At 70.7% G+C, this 15,229-nt stretch carries 14 protein-coding genes; 7 read left to right on the forward strand and 7 right to left on the reverse strand.

Annotation, left to right across the window (positions count from 1 at the left end):
• Positions 1 to 5: 5 nt before the first annotated feature.
• Positions 6 to 929 carry a zinc-binding dehydrogenase gene (locus ACBJ32_RS29125; protein ID WP_375129389.1) on the reverse strand — a complete coding sequence of 308 codons (924 nt, stop codon included), beginning with the start codon at positions 927 to 929 and terminating at the stop codon, positions 6 to 8.
• A 301-nt stretch (positions 930 to 1,230) separates the two neighbouring features.
• On the opposite strand from ACBJ32_RS29125, the gene ACBJ32_RS29130 reads away from it, so the two are divergent.
• Positions 1,231 to 1,953, forward strand: coding sequence for a DUF418 domain-containing protein (locus ACBJ32_RS29130; RefSeq protein ID WP_375129390.1), 723 nt, complete (start codon positions 1,231 to 1,233; stop codon positions 1,951 to 1,953).
• Positions 1,954 to 2,044: 91 nt separating this feature from the next.
• Here the strand turns inward: ACBJ32_RS29130 and ACBJ32_RS29135 are convergent, their stop codons facing one another.
• The gene (locus ACBJ32_RS29135) at positions 2,045 to 3,103 is read right to left on the reverse strand and encodes an MBL fold metallo-hydrolase (protein WP_375129391.1); all 1,059 of its coding nucleotides are present in this window, start codon (positions 3,101 to 3,103) and stop codon (positions 2,045 to 2,047) included.
• Between the two features lie 45 nt (positions 3,104 to 3,148).
• On the opposite strand from ACBJ32_RS29135, the gene ACBJ32_RS29140 reads away from it, so the two are divergent.
• Positions 3,149 to 3,994 carry a glutathione S-transferase family protein gene (locus tag ACBJ32_RS29140; RefSeq protein WP_375129392.1) on the forward strand — a complete coding sequence of 282 codons (846 nt, stop codon included), beginning with the start codon at positions 3,149 to 3,151 and terminating at the stop codon, positions 3,992 to 3,994.
• Here ACBJ32_RS29140 and ACBJ32_RS29145 read toward each other — a convergent pair.
• The gene (locus tag ACBJ32_RS29145) at positions 3,942 to 5,225 is read right to left on the reverse strand and encodes an MFS transporter (protein WP_375129393.1); all 1,284 of its coding nucleotides are present in this window, start codon (positions 5,223 to 5,225) and stop codon (positions 3,942 to 3,944) included. The genes ACBJ32_RS29140 and ACBJ32_RS29145 overlap by 53 nt on opposite strands.
• Complete coding sequence (locus tag ACBJ32_RS29150; protein ID WP_357871819.1) at positions 5,222 to 5,788, reverse strand: helix-turn-helix domain-containing protein; 567 nt, start codon at positions 5,786 to 5,788, stop codon at positions 5,222 to 5,224. The genes ACBJ32_RS29145 and ACBJ32_RS29150 overlap by 4 nt, the downstream gene beginning before the upstream one ends.
• A gap of 74 nt (positions 5,789 to 5,862) precedes the next feature.
• Between ACBJ32_RS29150 and ACBJ32_RS29155 the strand changes: the two genes are divergently transcribed.
• The 5 genes from ACBJ32_RS29155 to ACBJ32_RS29175 all read left to right on the forward strand — a co-directional run bounded on the left by ACBJ32_RS29155 (position 5,863) and on the right by ACBJ32_RS29175 (position 12,344).
• Complete coding sequence (locus ACBJ32_RS29155; RefSeq protein ID WP_375129394.1) at positions 5,863 to 6,507, forward strand: B3/4 domain-containing protein; 645 nt, start codon at positions 5,863 to 5,865, stop codon at positions 6,505 to 6,507.
• Between the two features lie 204 nt (positions 6,508 to 6,711).
• A complete protein-coding gene (locus ACBJ32_RS29160; protein WP_357871814.1) occupies positions 6,712 to 10,371 on the forward strand; it encodes a multifunctional oxoglutarate decarboxylase/oxoglutarate dehydrogenase thiamine pyrophosphate-binding subunit/dihydrolipoyllysine-residue succinyltransferase subunit in 3,660 nt (1,219 codons plus the stop codon).
• A 112-nt stretch (positions 10,372 to 10,483) separates the two neighbouring features.
• Positions 10,484 to 10,663, forward strand: a complete 180-nt coding sequence (locus tag ACBJ32_RS29165) for a DUF6104 family protein (protein ID WP_080045373.1) — start codon at positions 10,484 to 10,486, stop codon at positions 10,661 to 10,663.
• Positions 10,664 to 10,788: 125 nt separating this feature from the next.
• On the forward strand, positions 10,789 to 11,592 hold the full coding sequence (locus tag ACBJ32_RS29170) for a DUF4097 domain-containing protein (protein ID WP_375129395.1): 804 nt from the start codon (positions 10,789 to 10,791) through the stop codon (positions 11,590 to 11,592).
• The gene (locus ACBJ32_RS29175) at positions 11,589 to 12,344 is read left to right on the forward strand and encodes a PadR family transcriptional regulator (protein WP_357871809.1); all 756 of its coding nucleotides are present in this window, start codon (positions 11,589 to 11,591) and stop codon (positions 12,342 to 12,344) included. The genes ACBJ32_RS29170 and ACBJ32_RS29175 overlap by 4 nt, the downstream gene beginning before the upstream one ends.
• Before the next feature lie 42 nt (positions 12,345 to 12,386).
• Here ACBJ32_RS29175 and ACBJ32_RS29180 read toward each other — a convergent pair whose 3' ends face one another.
• The 3 genes from ACBJ32_RS29180 to ACBJ32_RS29190 form a co-directional block, all read right to left on the reverse strand.
• Complete coding sequence (locus ACBJ32_RS29180) at positions 12,387 to 13,244, reverse strand: oxygenase MpaB family protein (protein ID WP_357871806.1); 858 nt, start codon at positions 13,242 to 13,244, stop codon at positions 12,387 to 12,389.
• A 76-nt stretch (positions 13,245 to 13,320) separates the two neighbouring features.
• Entirely contained in the window at positions 13,321 to 14,277 is a 957-nt protein-coding gene (locus ACBJ32_RS29185) for a zinc-binding dehydrogenase (protein WP_375129396.1), read from the reverse strand.
• Positions 14,278 to 14,339: 62 nt separating this feature from the next.
• Positions 14,340 to 15,227, reverse strand: coding sequence for a hypothetical protein (locus ACBJ32_RS29190; RefSeq protein ID WP_375129397.1), 888 nt, complete (start codon positions 15,225 to 15,227; stop codon positions 14,340 to 14,342).
• Positions 15,228 to 15,229: the final 2 nt, after the last annotated feature.

The raw sequence follows: 15,229 nt of genomic DNA on the forward strand, positions 1-15,229 counted from the left end.
CAGCCCTACCCCTGGGGCCCGAGGTCGAAGACCGCCTTCCCCCGCACGCGCCGGCCGCGCAGCGCGTCGGCCGCCTCGGCGAAGCGCTCCCAGGAGTCCCGCCAGCCGATCTCGGGCACCAGGACGCCCTCGGCCGCGAGCCGGACCAGCTCGGCCAGGTCGCTGGCGGCGCCGAACTCGTTGACGTACGACATGAGCGTCTTGCGCGGCCCGACCGTCGCGTACGGCGGGAAGACGGCCGGCTTGCCCGAGGTCCAGCCGACGGACTGGAGGCTGCCGCCGGGCGCGAGCAGCTCCCACGCCCTGACCAGATGGGGCCCGCCGACCGCCTCCACGACGATGTCCACGGGCTCCTTGACGTCGTCCAGGCCCACGACCACCTCGTGGGCGCCTGCGCCGGCCAGCCCCTCCCCCCGCTCCGGCGCGCCGACCGAGGCGATGACGTGCGCCCCCGCGCGGGCGCCGAATTGCACGGCGTACCGTCCGACGCCGCCCGAGGCGCCGGTCACCAGCACCCGCTTGCCGGGGGCGACCCCGGCGGCCCGCAGCGAGCGAAGGGCGGCCAGCCCGGCGGTGGGCAGCGCCGCCGCCTCGGCCAGCCCGACACCGTCGGGCACCTCGGCCACCGCCGACACGTCGACGGCCACCCGCTCGGCGAAGACGCCCTGCGCGAAGAGCACGACCCGCGTCCCGGCGGCGGGGCCGGAGCCGTCCGCCGCCTCCCGCAGCACGACCCCGGCCGCGTCCAGGCCCAGCGGCGCTCCGACCGGGACGCGCCCGGAGGTGGCGTCGTTGATGTCGGCGTAGTTGAGCGAGGCGTGCAGCACGTCGACCAGCAGTTGCCCGGGGGCGGCGACGGGGTCTGCGAGGTTGCCGAAGCCGATGCCGCCAGGTGCGGACGGGTCGACGATGAGGGCGCGCGTGGACATGTGACCTCTCCTGAGGTGTGGGGCGTTGGAACAGGTAGGACACTAGCAGATAGTTCCGTTGCAGACTATCCATGGCTCGGGTTGGGTTCGGAACCGACAACCCCCGTCATTACGGTTGATCACGTGGCAAACAGCTCAAGCCCGGCATACGCCCCTCTTGACACCTCCCGCCGGGTCCCGGCCCCCGACCTGGCCCGCGGGTTCATGCTGCTGGCCATCGCCTTCGCGCACGCGCCGCTGTTCGCGCTCGCCCTCGACCGCGGAAACCCCGTGGTCAACGGCGCGATCAACGTCTTCCAACATGGCGGTGTTCGCGCCCATCGACATCCTGGCCGCGTACGGGCTCAGCGCCGTGCTGCTCGTCGGCATGCTGCGCGCCAAGGACGCCACCCTGCTGTGGACGGCGGGCGTCTTCCTGGTCCCGGCGACGGCCATGAGCGGCGTCGCCCTGTGGTACCCGCTGGCGAACGACGGCACGCCCTACGGCGCGGACAGCATCTCGGCCGGGGCCGGCGGCTTCTGGGAGCTGCTCGCCGAACGGCTCCAGGTGTGGCCAGCCGCCCTGGTCACCGGGGTCATCATGGTCGTGCCCGGCGTGCTCGCCGGCGTGTGGGCGGCACGGCGGCGGCTGCTGGACGACCCGGCGGGCAGCCGCGCGTTCCTGCGCAGGGCCGCGATCGTCACCCTGACGCTGTCCGTGCTCGGAGCGCTTCCCGCCATCCTGATCCAGCTCGGGGCCTGGGCCGCGCCGCCGGCGGGCGCGCTGTGGGGCGCGGCGCTCGCGCAGCCGCTCACCGGGTACGCGGGCGGGATCGGCATGGCCGCGGTCATCGGCCTGGTCGCGATCCCGGCGGGCCGGCGGCCGAACGCCTTCACGACCGCCGTGCAGGCGCTCGGCCAGCGCTCGATGAGCCTGTATCTGTTCCAGTCCGTGGTGTTCGTGCTGGTCTTCTACCCGTACGGGCTCGCGCTCCAGGACGACCTGGGGCTCACCGGCGCCACGGCGGTGGCCGCGGGCACCTGAGTGGTGTCCCTCGGCCTGGCCGAGCTCATGCGCAGGGCGGGCCACCGGGGGCCCGCCGAGGTCCTGCTGCGCCGCCTGGCCTACCGGTAGGTCAGGGCAGGCGCCACAGCTCGGGCTCGCCCGTCTCCCTGACCAGGCGGCCCTTCGCCTCCAGCCACGCCAGGTGCGCCAGCGTCTCGTTGTTGGCCGAGCGCCGCATGAACGGCGGGATCGTCTCCCACGGCCGCGACCACGTCAGCCGGGTGGCCACGTCCCAGCAGGCGGCGCCGCCGGCCGCGCCCACCACCTGCTCGATCTCGGCCAGGCGGGCGTCGTGGTGCGCCATCACGGTGTCCACCCGCTCGGCCAGCTCCAGGAACCGGTACTCGTGCGCGGGCAGCACCTCCTCCACCTCCAGCTTGCGCACGGCGTCCAGCGAGTCGAGGTAGTCGGCCAGCGGGTTCGGTCCCGACTGGGGGTGCACGGCCACGATGGGCGTGATCTTCGCCAGGACGTGGTCACCGGAGAACAGCACCTTGCGCTCCGGAGAGACGAAGCACAGGTGACCGGGCGAGTGGCCGGGCGTCCAGACGGCCCGCAGGTCCCATCCGGGCAGGTCGAGGTCGTCGCCGTCCTCGACCAGCCGGTCCGGCCTGGCCATGGAGACCATGTGCCTGATCATCATGGAGGCGCCGGCCAGCTCGTCCAGGGTCAGGTCGGGCACGCCGCAGCGGCGCAGCAGCGCCCGCTCGCGCTGGACGAGGGAGTCGATGGCCTCGTCGTCGTAACGCTCGCGGACCAGGCGGGCGTCCGCGGGATGGAGCGCGATCCAGGCGCCGGAGCTCTCCCTGACGCGGCCCGCCAGGCCGTAGTGGTCGGGGTGGATGTGGGTGACCAGCACGCCCTTGACGTCGGTGATCGCGTAGCCGGCCACGCCCAGGCCCGCCACGAGCGCGTCGTAGGCCTCGTCGGTGTTCCACCCGGCGTCGATGATCGCCACGCCGTCGGGCAGTTCCAGGGCGTAGACCAGCACGTACCGGAGAGGGTTGATCGGGATCGGGACCGGGATGGACCACAGGCCGGGACGCACCCGCTCGACGTCGGGGATCGTCCCGCCGACCCACGCCTCCCGCTGTGCCGGGTTGGCCGGGGTCACCACAAATTTAGCCACAGACCCGAATATAGTTCTGCGTCCGAATCATGTTCTACTTGGGGCATGAAGCTGAGCCGCGAGATCTCAGATGATGGCCGCTTCGTCCGGCAGCCGAACCGTTTCACGGATCGGCTCGGCCCTCCCGAGCCCGGCCGCTACCGGGTCTACGCGTCCTACGCCTGCCCGTGGGCACAGCGCGTGCTGATCGTACGCAAGCTCCTGGGCCTGGAGGACCTGCTGGACGTCACGATCGTCGATCCCATCCGCGACGAGAAGGGCTGGCGCGTCCCCGGCGGCGACCCGGAGTACCTGTCCGATCTCTACCACGCCACCGAGCCGGGCTACACGGGCCGCTACACCGTCCCGTGCGTCTGGGACACCAGGGACGAGCGCATCGTCACCAACGACTTCCCGCAGATCACCCTCGATCTGGAGACGTCGTGGGGCACCTCGCCCAACCTCTATCCGGAACGCCTGCGTCCCGACATCGACATCATGAACGACCGCCTCTACCACGGGCTCAACAACGCGGTCTACGAGGCGGGCTTCTCCCGTGACCAGCAGGTCTACGAGGAGGCGGTGGCGCGGGTGTTCACCACCCTCGACTTCCTGGAGGTGCGCCTGGCCGAGTCGGAGTTCCTCTTCGACACGCTCACCGACAGCGACGTTCGCCTCTACACCACTCTGGCCAGGTTCGACTCCGTGTACTACGCGCACTTCAAGTGCTCGGTGCGGCGGCTGACGGACTATCCGGCGCTGTGGGCGTACGCGCGCCGCCTCCACTCGATCCCGGCCTTCCACGAGACCACCGACTTCGACCAGATCAAGCGCCACTACTACGTCACCCAGACCAACATCAACCCGAGCCGGATCGTGCCGGTAGGACCCGAGCTGGACTGGAGCCTGTAGGCGCCGGCATCCGCACGAACAGCAGCGCGGAGGCCAGCATCAGCACGGCTCCGACACTCCAGGCGGCGGCGAGGCCCGCCTGGGCGGCCAGGGAGCCGAGCGTGAGGTTGGCCACGATGCCGCCGGACTGCAGGGACAGCGAGCTCGTCGAGGTGACCGTGGTGCGCTCGGCGGCGGTGACCGCCCGGTGCGTGATCTCCAGGCACAACACGGCCGTCACCGCGCCGCCGACGAAGAGCGTGACGTAGGCGAGCCCGGCGCTCAGCATCCCGGGCAGGCCGTCCACGTCCGCCGTCGCGGCCAGCGCCCCGACGGAGAGCGCGGTCAGCGCCGTGCCCGCGATCGCGCCCCTGGCCGACCCGCCCGCCAGGCGCGCGGCCCCGGGCGCCAGCGCGCTGCCCATCGCGCTGCCCGCGAACCCGAGCGCCGCCACCACGGCGTAGGCCAGGCTGCCCTCCTCCGCCGCGCCGGCCAGCTCGGCCAGCCGGCCGGGCGTGAGCAGCTCGATGCTCATCAGCACCATGCCCGACGCGGCGGCGGCGAGCATGAGCCTGCGCAGCACGGCGCCGCCCAGCGCCAGCCGGACACCGCCGATCACGGTGGCGGGCACCTCGCGCAGCACGCCCCGCAGCGAGCGGCGCTCGTGGGCCGGCTCCGGCAGCGCGAACAGCACCACGACCAGCAGGACCAGCGCCGCCACCGCACCCACCAGGGGCGGCGCGGCCAGCGGGAACATCAGCGAGGCAGGCACCAGGAGCGGCAGGGCGCCACCCGCCAGCACGCCCGCGCACAGCGCCACGGACTCCATCGCGCCGCCCCTGGCCAGGCCGGGCTTGAGGTCGGCCGCCTGCCCCTCGACGCCGTGCAGCGTGTCGACGTACCAGGAGGTGGCGGGGCCGCTGGACAGCGCCCGCGCGACACCCTTGAACACCCCGCTCAGCACGAACATCCAGAACGTGGTGGACACGCTCATCAGCACCAGCCCCGCCACGGTGAACGCGGCCGAGGCCGCCAGCACCACGCGCCGGCCGACGACGTCGGCCAGGCCGCCCGTCGGCAGTTCCAGGCCGACGGTCACGACCGAGTACACGGTCACCACCAGCCCGATCTGGGCCAGGCCGAGGCCCCGCCCGGTCATCAGCAGGACCATGGTCGCCATCATGATCCCGGGTGGCAGCCAGGTCAGGAAGCTGACGAGCATGTAACGCCGTAACGCCGATCGCGCGGTCACGGCTCCTCCCTCCGCTTGCGGGGGAATCCCCCCACCCAGATCCGGACCTGTTCGGCGTCGGACGCGCCCGCGTGGCGCGCCTCCAGCTCGCGCAGCACCTCCTCGGTACGGGCCATGAACTCGGCCAGCGCGGCAGGCGGCAGCTCGGCCAGGTGGTCGCTCATGCCGGCGGTCTCCACCCACTCCGCGGACCATTCGGACTCGTCGAACTCCTGCACGACCTGCCCGAGGATCTCGGCCTGCCACAGCCGCATGACCTTGACCGCCTCGCGCCCCTCGGCCGTGCCGGACAGCTCCCGGCTGTTCCACGAGGTGTAGCGGTGCCGGGCCCGCCAGCGGCGTTCGCGGCCGTCACGCTGCTCGGGGTCCTCCTCGATGAAGCCGTACTTGAACAGCTCGCGCAGGTGGTAGCTGGTCGAGCCGGAGCTCTCGCCGAGCTTGCGCCCCAGCTCGCTCGCGGTGGCCGGGCCGTCGGCACGGAGCAGGCCGAGCATGCGGGCCCGCAGCGGATGCGTGACCGCCTTGAGCACCTGCGGATCACTGATCTTGTACTGCTCCTCCATGCACTCGACGATAAACCGCAAAGATAATTTTGCAAAGTGAATTTTGCGGTTTTCGTCTTCCTTAGACTGTGGGGATGCTCGACGACATCTGGGTGGACGACTCCGTCCTCGCACTGCGCCCCGACTTCGCGGTGCTCATCGTGACCGCGCACGGCCTGCGCAACGGCCCCACCGACGACCGCTCCCGGGCCTGGCTGGAGGCCGCCGCCACGGTGGAGGTGCAGACGGACAAGATCGACGCGTGGAAGGACGCCTACCGCGCGTTCGGCGCCAAGCCGCAGCGGACCCGCCCGTCGGTCGACGCCCTGACGCGGCGCATGCCGCTGCCGGAGATCAACCAGGTCGTGGACGCGTACAACTCGATCAGCGTCAAGCACGCGCTGCCGATCGGCGGCGAGGACCTCGACAAGTACGTGGGCCCGGCCCGCCTGGTGCGCGCGACCGGCGACGAGGCGTCGGAGGAGGCGCTCGGGCAGCCGGAGCCCGGCGAGGTGATCTGGCGCGACGACATCGGTGTCACCTGCAGGAGATGGAACTGGCGCCAGGTGGTGCGGACCCGCCTCACCGAGGAGACCACCAACGCGATCTTCCTCCTGGAGCGCCTGGAGCCCATGTCCCTGGAGGAGCTCAAGCAGGCCGGCGAGGAGCTCTCAGACCTTCTGTCCGAGTTGTCCCCCGAGGTGCGCATCGCAAGCCGGTTGGTGTCCGGAGGGAAATAAACCTCTTGCCGCGGCGTTGATACCAAAGAGTAATAATCGCTACACCACCCGGATTGACGAGGCGGGCGTGACCTCTTTGCGCGGTCCTGAGAGGATCGTTCGAGGCGGCACGGGTCCTTCGGCGCGCGCTGCCAGTCCGGGCGAGTAGCCTTGGACAGGTTCTCTAACATCAACGCCGATCTGCGGAAGAGGGCGATTTCCGCCGTGTCGTCTGAGTCGTCGCGGACAAACCCGCTGGCAAGCTTTGGTCAGAACGAGTGGCTTGTCGACGAGCTGTATCAGAAGTACCTCCAAGATCCCGAGTCTGTCGACAAGGCCTGGTGGAACTTCTTCGCTGACTACAACCCTGATTACGGACCGGGCCGAACCCCGGTCAGGGAGGCGGCGAACGGCACGGTGACCGCGCCCGCCCCTCCCCAGACCCCCAAGGCGCCTCCCAAGGCCCCTGCCAAGACACCGCCGGCGGCTGAGAAGCCGAAGCAGCCGGCCACCCCGGTGCCCAAGGGCGCCGAGGAGGTCAAGCTGCGCGGCGCCGCCGCTCGCACGGCCGCCAACATGGACCTGTCGCTGACGGTCCCGACGGCGACCAGCGTCCGGGCCATCCCGGCCAAGCTGCTCATCGACAACCGCATCGTGATCAACAATCACCTCAAGCGGGGCCGCGGCGGCAAGGTCTCCTTCACGCACCTGATCGGTTTCGCGATCGTCAAGGCGCTGAAGGCCATGCCGGAGATGAACTACTCCTACGCGGAGATCGACGGCAAGCCGACGCTCGTCAAGCCCGAGCACGTCGGCTTCGGCCTGGCGATCGACGTCCAGAAGAGCAACGGCGAGCGCCAGCTCCTCGTGCCCTCGATCAAGGGCGCGGAGGAGATGGACTTCCGGCAGTTCTGGATGGCCTACGAGGAGGTCGTGCGCAAGGCTCGCGCGGGCAAGCTCGGCGTCGACGACTTCTCCGGCACCACGATCTCCCTGACCAACCCCGGCACGATCGGCACCGTGCACTCCGTGCCGCGCCTGATGCCCGGCCAGGGCACGATCATCGGCGTCGGCGCGATGGAGTACCCGGCCGAGTACCAGGGGGCCTCCCCCGACACGCTCTCGCGCCTGGCCGTCTCCAAGGTCATGACGCTGACCAGCACCTACGACCACCGGATCATCCAGGGTGCCCAGTCGGGCGACTTCCTGCGCCAGATCCACCGGCTGCTGCTCGGCGAGGACGGCTTCTACGACGAGATCTTCGAGGCGCTGCGGATCCCGTACGAGCCGGTCCGCTGGATCCAGGACATCTCGGCCACCCACGACGACGACGTGGCCAAGTCCGCGCGCGTGATCGAGCTGATCCACGCCTACCGCGTACGCGGTCACCTGATGGCCGAGACCGACCCGCTGGAGTACAAGCAGCGCAAGCACCCCGACCTCGACATCCAGTCGCACGGCCTGACGCTGTGGGACCTGGAGCGCGAGTTCGCGACCGGCGGCTTCGGCGGCAAGCCGCTGATGAAGCTGCGCGACATCCTGGGCGTGCTGCGCGACTCCTACTGCCGCACGGTCGGCATCGAGTACATGCACATCCAGAACCCCGAGGAGCGGGCCTGGATCCAGGCGCGGGTGGAGAAGCCGCACAAGTCGCCCGAGCGCGACGAGCAGCTCAACATCCTGTCCCGGCTCAACACCGCCGAGGCGTTCGAGACGTTCCTGCAGACCAAGTTCGTCGGGCAGAAGCGCTTCTCGCTGGAGGGCGGCGAGTCCCTGATCCCGCTGCTCGACTCGGTGATCAGCGACGCCGCCGACGAGGACCTCGACGAGGTCGTCATCGGCATGGCCCACCGCGGCCGGCTCAACGTGCTGGCCAACATCGTGGGCAAGTCCTACGCGCAGATCTTCGGCGAGTTCGAGGGCAACATCGACCCGCGCACGGCGCACGGCTCGGGCGACGTGAAGTACCACCTCGGCGCCACCGGCACGTTCACCGCGCCGAGCGGCAAGACGATCACCGCCTCCGTCGTGGCCAACCCCTCCCACCTGGAGGCGGTCGACCCGGTCCTGGAGGGCGTGGTCCGCGCCAAGCAGGACCTCCTGGAGCGCGGCGAGGAGGGCTTCACCGTCCTGCCCGTGCTCGTCCACGGTGACGCGGCCTTCGCCGGCCAGGGCGTCGTGGCCGAGACGCTCAACCTGTCGCAGCTGCGCGGCTACCGCACCGGCGGCACCGTGCACGTGGTGGTCAACAACCAGGTCGGCTTCACGACCTCGCCCGCCTCGTCCCGCTCCTCGGTCTACGCGACCGACGTGGCGCGGATGATCCAGGCGCCGATCTTCCACGTCAACGGCGACGACCCCGAGGCCGTGGTGCGCGTGGGCGAGCTGGCCTACGAGTACCGCCAGGCGTTCCGCAAGGACGTCGTCATCGACCTCATCTGCTACCGCCGCCGCGGCCACAACGAGGGCGACAACCCCGCCTTCACCCAGCCGCTGATGTACGACCTGATCGACGCCAAGCGCTCGACCCGCAAGCTCTACACCGAGGCGCTGATCGGCCGGGGCGACATCACGGTCGAGGAGGCCGAGCAGGCGCTGCGCGACTACCAGGCCAAGCTGGAGCAGGCGTTCACCGAGACCCGCGAGGCGGCCAAGAAGCCGGCCGAGGCGGCCGCGATGCGGGTGCCCCCGACCGAGGTCGTCAAGTGGTCGCACGACGACACGCCGACCGGCATCACCCACGAGACGCTCAAGCGCATCGTCGACACCCAGCTCAACCTCCCCGAGGGCTTCACGCCGCACCCGCGCCTGGCGCCGGTGCTGCAGCGCCGCGGCCAGATGGTCGAGCAGGACGCGATCGACTGGGCGATGGGCGAGACGCTGGCGTTCGGGTCGCTGCTGATGGACGGCCACCCGGTGCGCCTGGTCGGCCAGGACTCCCGGCGCGGCACGTTCACCCAGCGCCACGCCGTCCTGGTGGACCGGATGACCGGCGCCGACCACACGCCGCTCAAGACCTTCAACCAGGGCACCACGAAGTTCTACGTCTACGACTCGCTGCTCAGCGAGTTCGCGGCGCTCGGCTTCGAGTACGGCTACAGCGTCGTACGCCCTGACGCGCTGGTCCTGTGGGAGGCGCAGTTCGGCGACTTCGTCAACGGCGCCCAGACGATCATCGACGAGTTCATCTCGTCGGGCGAGCAGAAGTGGGGTCAGAAGTCCTCGGTCGTGCTGCTGCTGCCGCACGGCTACGAGGGCCAGGGCCCCGACCACTCCTCCGCCCGCATCGAGCGGTTCCTGCAGGTCTGCGCGCTCGACAACATGACGGTCGCGCAGCCCACCACCCCGGCCAACTACTTCCACCTGCTGCGCTGGCAGGTGGAGTCGGAGCGGCACAAGCCGCTGGTGGTCTTCACGCCCAAGTCGCTGCTGCGCCACAAGGCGGCCACGTCGAAGGCGTCCGACTTCACCTCGGGCTCCTTCCAGCCGGTCCTGGGCGACTCGACGGCCGACCCGGCCAAGGTCACCAAGGTGGTGCTCACCTCCGGCAGGCTCTACTACGACCTGGCGGCGCACCGCGACAAGACCGGCCGCGACGACGTCGCGATCGTCCGGCTGGAGCGGCTCTACCCGTTCCCGTCCGAGGAGCTCGCCACCGAGCTGTCCCGGTACGGCGGCCAGGTGGAGCTGATCTGGGCGCAGGACGAGCCGGCCAACATGGGCCCGTGGCCGTACCTCACCCTCAAGCTGGCCGAGGACCCGCAGACCCTGAACGGCCGCGCCATCCGGCGCGTGTCGCGCACGCCGAACAGCTCGCCGGCGACCGGGTCGCACAACTCGCACGACACCGAGCTCGAGGAGATCCTGCACCAGATCTTCGGCTGAGTCACCGGCTTTCGAGCCCCCGGCCCGCCCACCGCGGCGGCCGGGGGCTCACTGCTGCTCAGGCAGGCTAAAGTGCAGGCCGGGTGCCTGCTGGAACTGTGAATGGAGAGCGATGTACTTCACCGATCGGGGGATCGAGGAGCTGGTCGAGCGGCGCGGCGAGGAGGAGGTCAGCCTGTTGTGGCTGGGCGAGCGGCTGCGCGAGTTCGTCGACCTCAACCCCGAGTTCGAGACGCCGATCGAGCGGCTGGCCACGTGGCTGGCGCGCCTCGACGACGACGAGGACGACTGACCGCCGCCGCGGCTTCCTCACGGAAGCCGTAGTCTCGAATAACGCGATACATCTTGAGTTTCCGCGAGACGCGACATATCGTGATTTGTGGAGGATCGGTGTCGCCTGGAGAGAGGCCGGGGAGCATGCAGCAATGGACCATCGACGAGCCGGGACAACTGACGTTCGGTGAGGTCGAGTCGCTGGACGTCCGCATCGTGGCCGGCCGCCTGGACGTGCTGGCCAGCGACGGCCCGCCGACACTGGAGATCGCCGACATCGAGCCGGCCTCACCACTCACCGTGACCTACGACGAGGCCACCGGGTCGCTCACCATCGCCGACCGCGACCTCACCTGGGACGGCGTGCTCGGCTGGCTGCGCCGCGACAGGCACAGGTCGGTGCTGTCCATCGCCGTGCCCAAGACCTGCAAGGTCAGGGCGGGCGTGGTGTCCGCCCCCGCCGTGCTGGCCGGGTTCGAGAGGGTGACGCACGTCAAGAGCGTCTCCGGGGACGTCGTGCTGGACGGGGTCAGCGGCGACGTCGCCGCCAACACCGTCTCGGGCGCCGTCGAGACCCGGGCCATGGACGGCGACCTGTCGTTCATCAGCATCTCGGGCGACCTGACCGTGGCCGACGGCACCCCGCGCCGGCTGAAGGCCAACACCGTCTCGGGCCGCATCACGGCCGATCTCGCGCTGCGGCCGACGGGCCACGTCACGTTCAACAGCGTTTCCGGTGACATCCTGGTCAGGCTGCCTGAGAACGTGGAGGCGGACGTCAGCATCAGGTCCACCTCCGGCAGGCTGGTCAGCACGTTCGAGGAACTGTCCAACACGAGCGGCCCCGGCGCGAAGTCGCTGTCGGGGCGGCTGGGTGGCGGCATGGCCTCGCTGTCGGCCATCACGGTCTCCGGCGAGGTCACGCTGCTCAAGGGGGAGAAGGAATGAGCCCTGTCTTCGGTCACGGCCGGCTCCGGCTGTACCTGCTCAAGCTGCTGGAAGAGAGCCCGCGCCATGGCTACGAGGTCATCCGGCTGCTCCAGGACCGCTTCCTCGGCGTCTATTCGCCCTCTCCCGGCACCATCTACCCGCGCCTGGCCCGCCTGGAGGAGGAGGGCCTGGTGACGCACGAGGTGATCGAGGGCAAGAAGGTGTTCTCCATCACCGACAAGGGGCGCGAGGAGCTGAACGCCCGGCTCGACGAGCTCGACGACCTGGAACAGGAGATCTCGGCCTCCGTCCGCGACATCGCCCGCGAGGTCAAGGAGGACGTGCGCGACACGGTCAAGTCGCTGCGCGACGAGCTGACCCGGATGGCCAAGGACGTCCGCACGGGAGCGGCCGACGACACCAGGCGGCTGCGCGACAAGCAGAAAGAGGATCTCAAGCGGCTGCGTGATCAGCAGAAGCGGCAGTGGATGGAGCATGCCTACCACTGGCAGGACGAGGGCGAGCGGATCAGCAAGGAGTGGCGCAGGATCTGGTCGGAGGTCTGGGCCACGCTCGGCGGCCCCCCGCCCGGCGGCGCCTCGCCCAACCGGGCCGCGCTCGACGCCGAGCTGGGCGAGCTCCTCGCCGACTTCGTCGCCAGGGCCCGCGAGGAGGCCTCGGACGCGCGCCTGACCGCGGAGAAGCTGGAGGAGCTGCGGACGACGCTCGACGAGGCCGCCCGCCGCGTCCACGACATCCTCGACCGGTGACCCCCGGGGAGCGCGTCCCGCCTCCCCGGGGAATCGGGCGCTCTAGGCCGACATGCGTTCCAGCCGGCGGCGGCGCGAGCTCCGCGCGGCCCGCCTGGCGTGATACGCGATCGGCATGTACCGCAGACGCTCGGGCAGCCGCGGCGTCACCATCGCCACCGCATGCCCGAGATGCCGCAACCGCCGCTCCTCCCTGGCGGTCCACCGCAACCCCAGCTTCTCCCGCACGGCAGGCGGCAGGGTGCCGACGGTGACGAAGTAGTTGAACTCGCCCGCCCCCGCCCCCACCGGCGTCCACAACCGCCGCAGCGGAGCGGGCAGCCGGGGCGGCGCCGGCGTGCCGCGCATCACCGTCAGCACGTCGAGCGCGGTGGCATGCGCCTCCAGCCGGCGGCTCACCATCTCGTCGAAGTACCGCCAGAACGCCTCCAGGTCCGCGGGCATCTCCCGCTCGGGCACCTGGAGGATGGCGCCGAGCTGCCGCGACTCCGCGTACAGCCGCCGCTCCTGCGCCGTGGTGAACGGGGTGCCGAAGTACCGGTTGAGCGCGATGAACCGCTCGAACAGCGACAGGTGCACCCATGCCCAGGCCTCGCCGTTCAGCGCGTGGTAGTGCCTGCCCTGCTCGTCCACCCCGCTGATCGGCTTGTGCAGCTCCCTGAGCCGCCGCCCCTCGGCGGGACCGTCCGCACCGCCGTAGACCCACTTCTGCACGGAGGCGAGCGTGCGCTCCAGCCTCCCCCACGGGTCGTGCTTGTACGTGGAATGCTCCGCGACCGCGGCTCCGACGGCCGGGTGCATCGTCTGGAGGACCAGCGCGCTGCCGGCCACGAGCAGGTTGCGGTATTCGCCGGCGGTGTCCCAGTGCATCGAACCTGGGCCGAAGGGCTCAACGTCCATGGTGACTGCCTCCTGGGTGGTACAACCCCATTCCTCTTGTATCACCCAGGAGGGTCAGAAGTAACCCTTCACTTATTCAGCCCGTAAAGACGATCTTTCCGAAGATCTCCCCGGCGTCCATGGCGGCGAACCCGTCCCGCGCCTCGGCCATCGGCAACACCCGATCGACCACGGGCCGCAGCCCGGTCTGCTCCAGGAACACCGCCAGCCGCCCCAGCTGCTCCCGCGTCCCCATCGTCGTGCCGATCACGGACAGCTGCAGGAAGAAGACCCGGTTCAGATCGGCCGGCGGAACCGCGCCGCTGGTGGCGCCGGAGACGACGATGCGACCACCGGGCCTGAGCGACTTGAGCGAATGCTCCCAGGTGGCCTGCCCGACCGTCTCCATGACCGCGTCCACCCGCTCGGGCAGCCGCGCACCGGGCTCGAACACCTGGTCGGCGCCGAGCTCCCTGGCCCGCTCCCGCTTCTCCCCTGAACGGCTGGTGGCCCACACCCGGTACCCGGCGGCCCGGCCGAGCGCGATCAGCGCGGTCGCGACGCCCCCGCCCGCCCCCTGCACGAGCACGGTGGAGCCCGGCTGCAGCCCCGCCTTGTCGAACAACATGCGGTACGCCGTCAGCCAGGCCGTCGGCAGGCAGGCGGCGTGCTCGAAGCTCAGCCCGGCGGGCTTGGGCACCAGGTTGCGGCGCGGCACGGCCACACGCTCGGCGAACGTGCCGTCGTACACCTCGGACAGCAGCGTGCGCTTGGGATCGAGCGTCTCGTCGGCCCCGGTGCCGATCACGGCGTGCACGATGACCTCGTTACCGTCCTCGTCCACGCCGGCGGCGTCGCAGCCGAGCACGATCGGCAGCCGGTCCTGCCTGATGCCCACGCCCTTGAGCGTCCACAGGTCGTGGTGGTTGAGCGCGGCCGCCCGTACGGAGACGGTCGTCCACCCGTCCGGCAGCTTCGGCTCCGGGTGCTCGCCCAGCGTCAGGCCGGCGAGCGGGTTGTCGGGATCGGTCTGTGTGGCGGTTACGGCGAACATGGCCGCACCTTACTTCAGCCCGCTCCCCTGGCCCCGGCCCCCCGCCACGCTCCCAGGCCTCACTACTTCATCGTGACCCGGATGCCGGAGATCGCCTTCGTCCGGAACGGCGCCGGCCCGGTGGCGGCGACCAGCACGTCACCCCGGCACACCATCTCGGCCCGCCGCCCCGGCCTTTCGATCGCCCCAGGCGTCCTGACCTGCTGCTCGCAGTCAGGCGTAGGCACGAGCGCGACCATCTGTCCCGCCCCGCCCCCGAACCACAGCTGCGGCCCGACCGGCTCCCCCTGCACGTGCTCGCCCGGCTCCGCCAGCCGCACCCCGCCCCTGGCGGTCAACACCAGGTACCCGTCCTTGGTCACCCGCCCCTTCAGGCTCTCGGCCACGGTCATCCGCTGCTCGAACGTCAGCCCCTGCCCCCGGTCGTACATCGCCAGCCGCCACGGCCCGAACGCGAACAGCAGCACCTGCCCGTACTGGCCGCTGCCGGCCTGGCGCGGCCAGAGGGTCACGTTGGAGGCGTAGTTCCTGAGCGGCCGGCCACCCCGTGTGATCTCGACCTCGCCACCGTAGGGCGCGACGAACTGCCGGAACGTCCCGTCGATCCAGCCCGCCCGGAACGGCCGCGACCCCATCGCGGCGAGCCCCAGCTCACCCGGATAACGCACCTCGGCCCGCGCACCGTGCGGGAACACCACCTGGATGACCTCGTCGTCGCCCTTTTTCCTGGCCGGCACGTTGAGAATGTTGGGCGCGTTGTCGAGCGTGGTCAGGGACCTGATGGGCCCGGGCGTCCGGCTCGCCGGAGCGGCCTCGGGCTCGGGCTCGGGGTCCCGGCTGGCGAGCAGGCCGACAACGGGGATCAGCAGGAGCGCCAGAACCACCACCAGCCCGATCCACCGGCGACGGCCGCGCTCGCCTGCCTCGATGACGTCGAACTGGTCAGCCACGA

It is taken from the genome of Nonomuraea sp. GTA35, assembly GCF_041950525.1.
In the GTDB taxonomy this organism is placed as follows: domain Bacteria; phylum Actinomycetota; class Actinomycetes; order Streptosporangiales; family Streptosporangiaceae; genus Nonomuraea.

Excerpts from the sequence above, each read along its gene's own strand:
- ACBJ32_RS29125 (WP_375129389.1), bottom strand. The coding sequence starts at position 929 with ATGTCCACGCGCGCCCTCATCGTCGACCCGTCCGCACCTGGCGGCATC.
- ACBJ32_RS29130 (WP_375129390.1), top strand. The coding sequence starts at position 1,231 with ATGGCGGTGTTCGCGCCCATCGACATCCTGGCCGCGTACGGGCTCAGC.
- ACBJ32_RS29140 (WP_375129392.1), top strand. The coding sequence starts at position 3,149 with ATGAAGCTGAGCCGCGAGATCTCAGATGATGGCCGCTTCGTCCGGCAG.
- ACBJ32_RS29150 (WP_357871819.1), bottom strand. The coding sequence starts at position 5,788 with ATGGAGGAGCAGTACAAGATCAGTGATCCGCAGGTGCTCAAGGCGGTC.
- ACBJ32_RS29155 (WP_375129394.1), top strand. The coding sequence starts at position 5,863 with ATGCTCGACGACATCTGGGTGGACGACTCCGTCCTCGCACTGCGCCCC.
- ACBJ32_RS29165 (WP_080045373.1), top strand. The coding sequence starts at position 10,484 with ATGTACTTCACCGATCGGGGGATCGAGGAGCTGGTCGAGCGGCGCGGC.
- ACBJ32_RS29170 (WP_375129395.1), top strand. The coding sequence starts at position 10,789 with ATGCAGCAATGGACCATCGACGAGCCGGGACAACTGACGTTCGGTGAG.
- ACBJ32_RS29175 (WP_357871809.1), top strand. The coding sequence starts at position 11,589 with ATGAGCCCTGTCTTCGGTCACGGCCGGCTCCGGCTGTACCTGCTCAAG.
- ACBJ32_RS29180 (WP_357871806.1), bottom strand. The coding sequence starts at position 13,244 with ATGGACGTTGAGCCCTTCGGCCCAGGTTCGATGCACTGGGACACCGCC.
- ACBJ32_RS29185 (WP_375129396.1), bottom strand. The coding sequence starts at position 14,277 with ATGTTCGCCGTAACCGCCACACAGACCGATCCCGACAACCCGCTCGCC.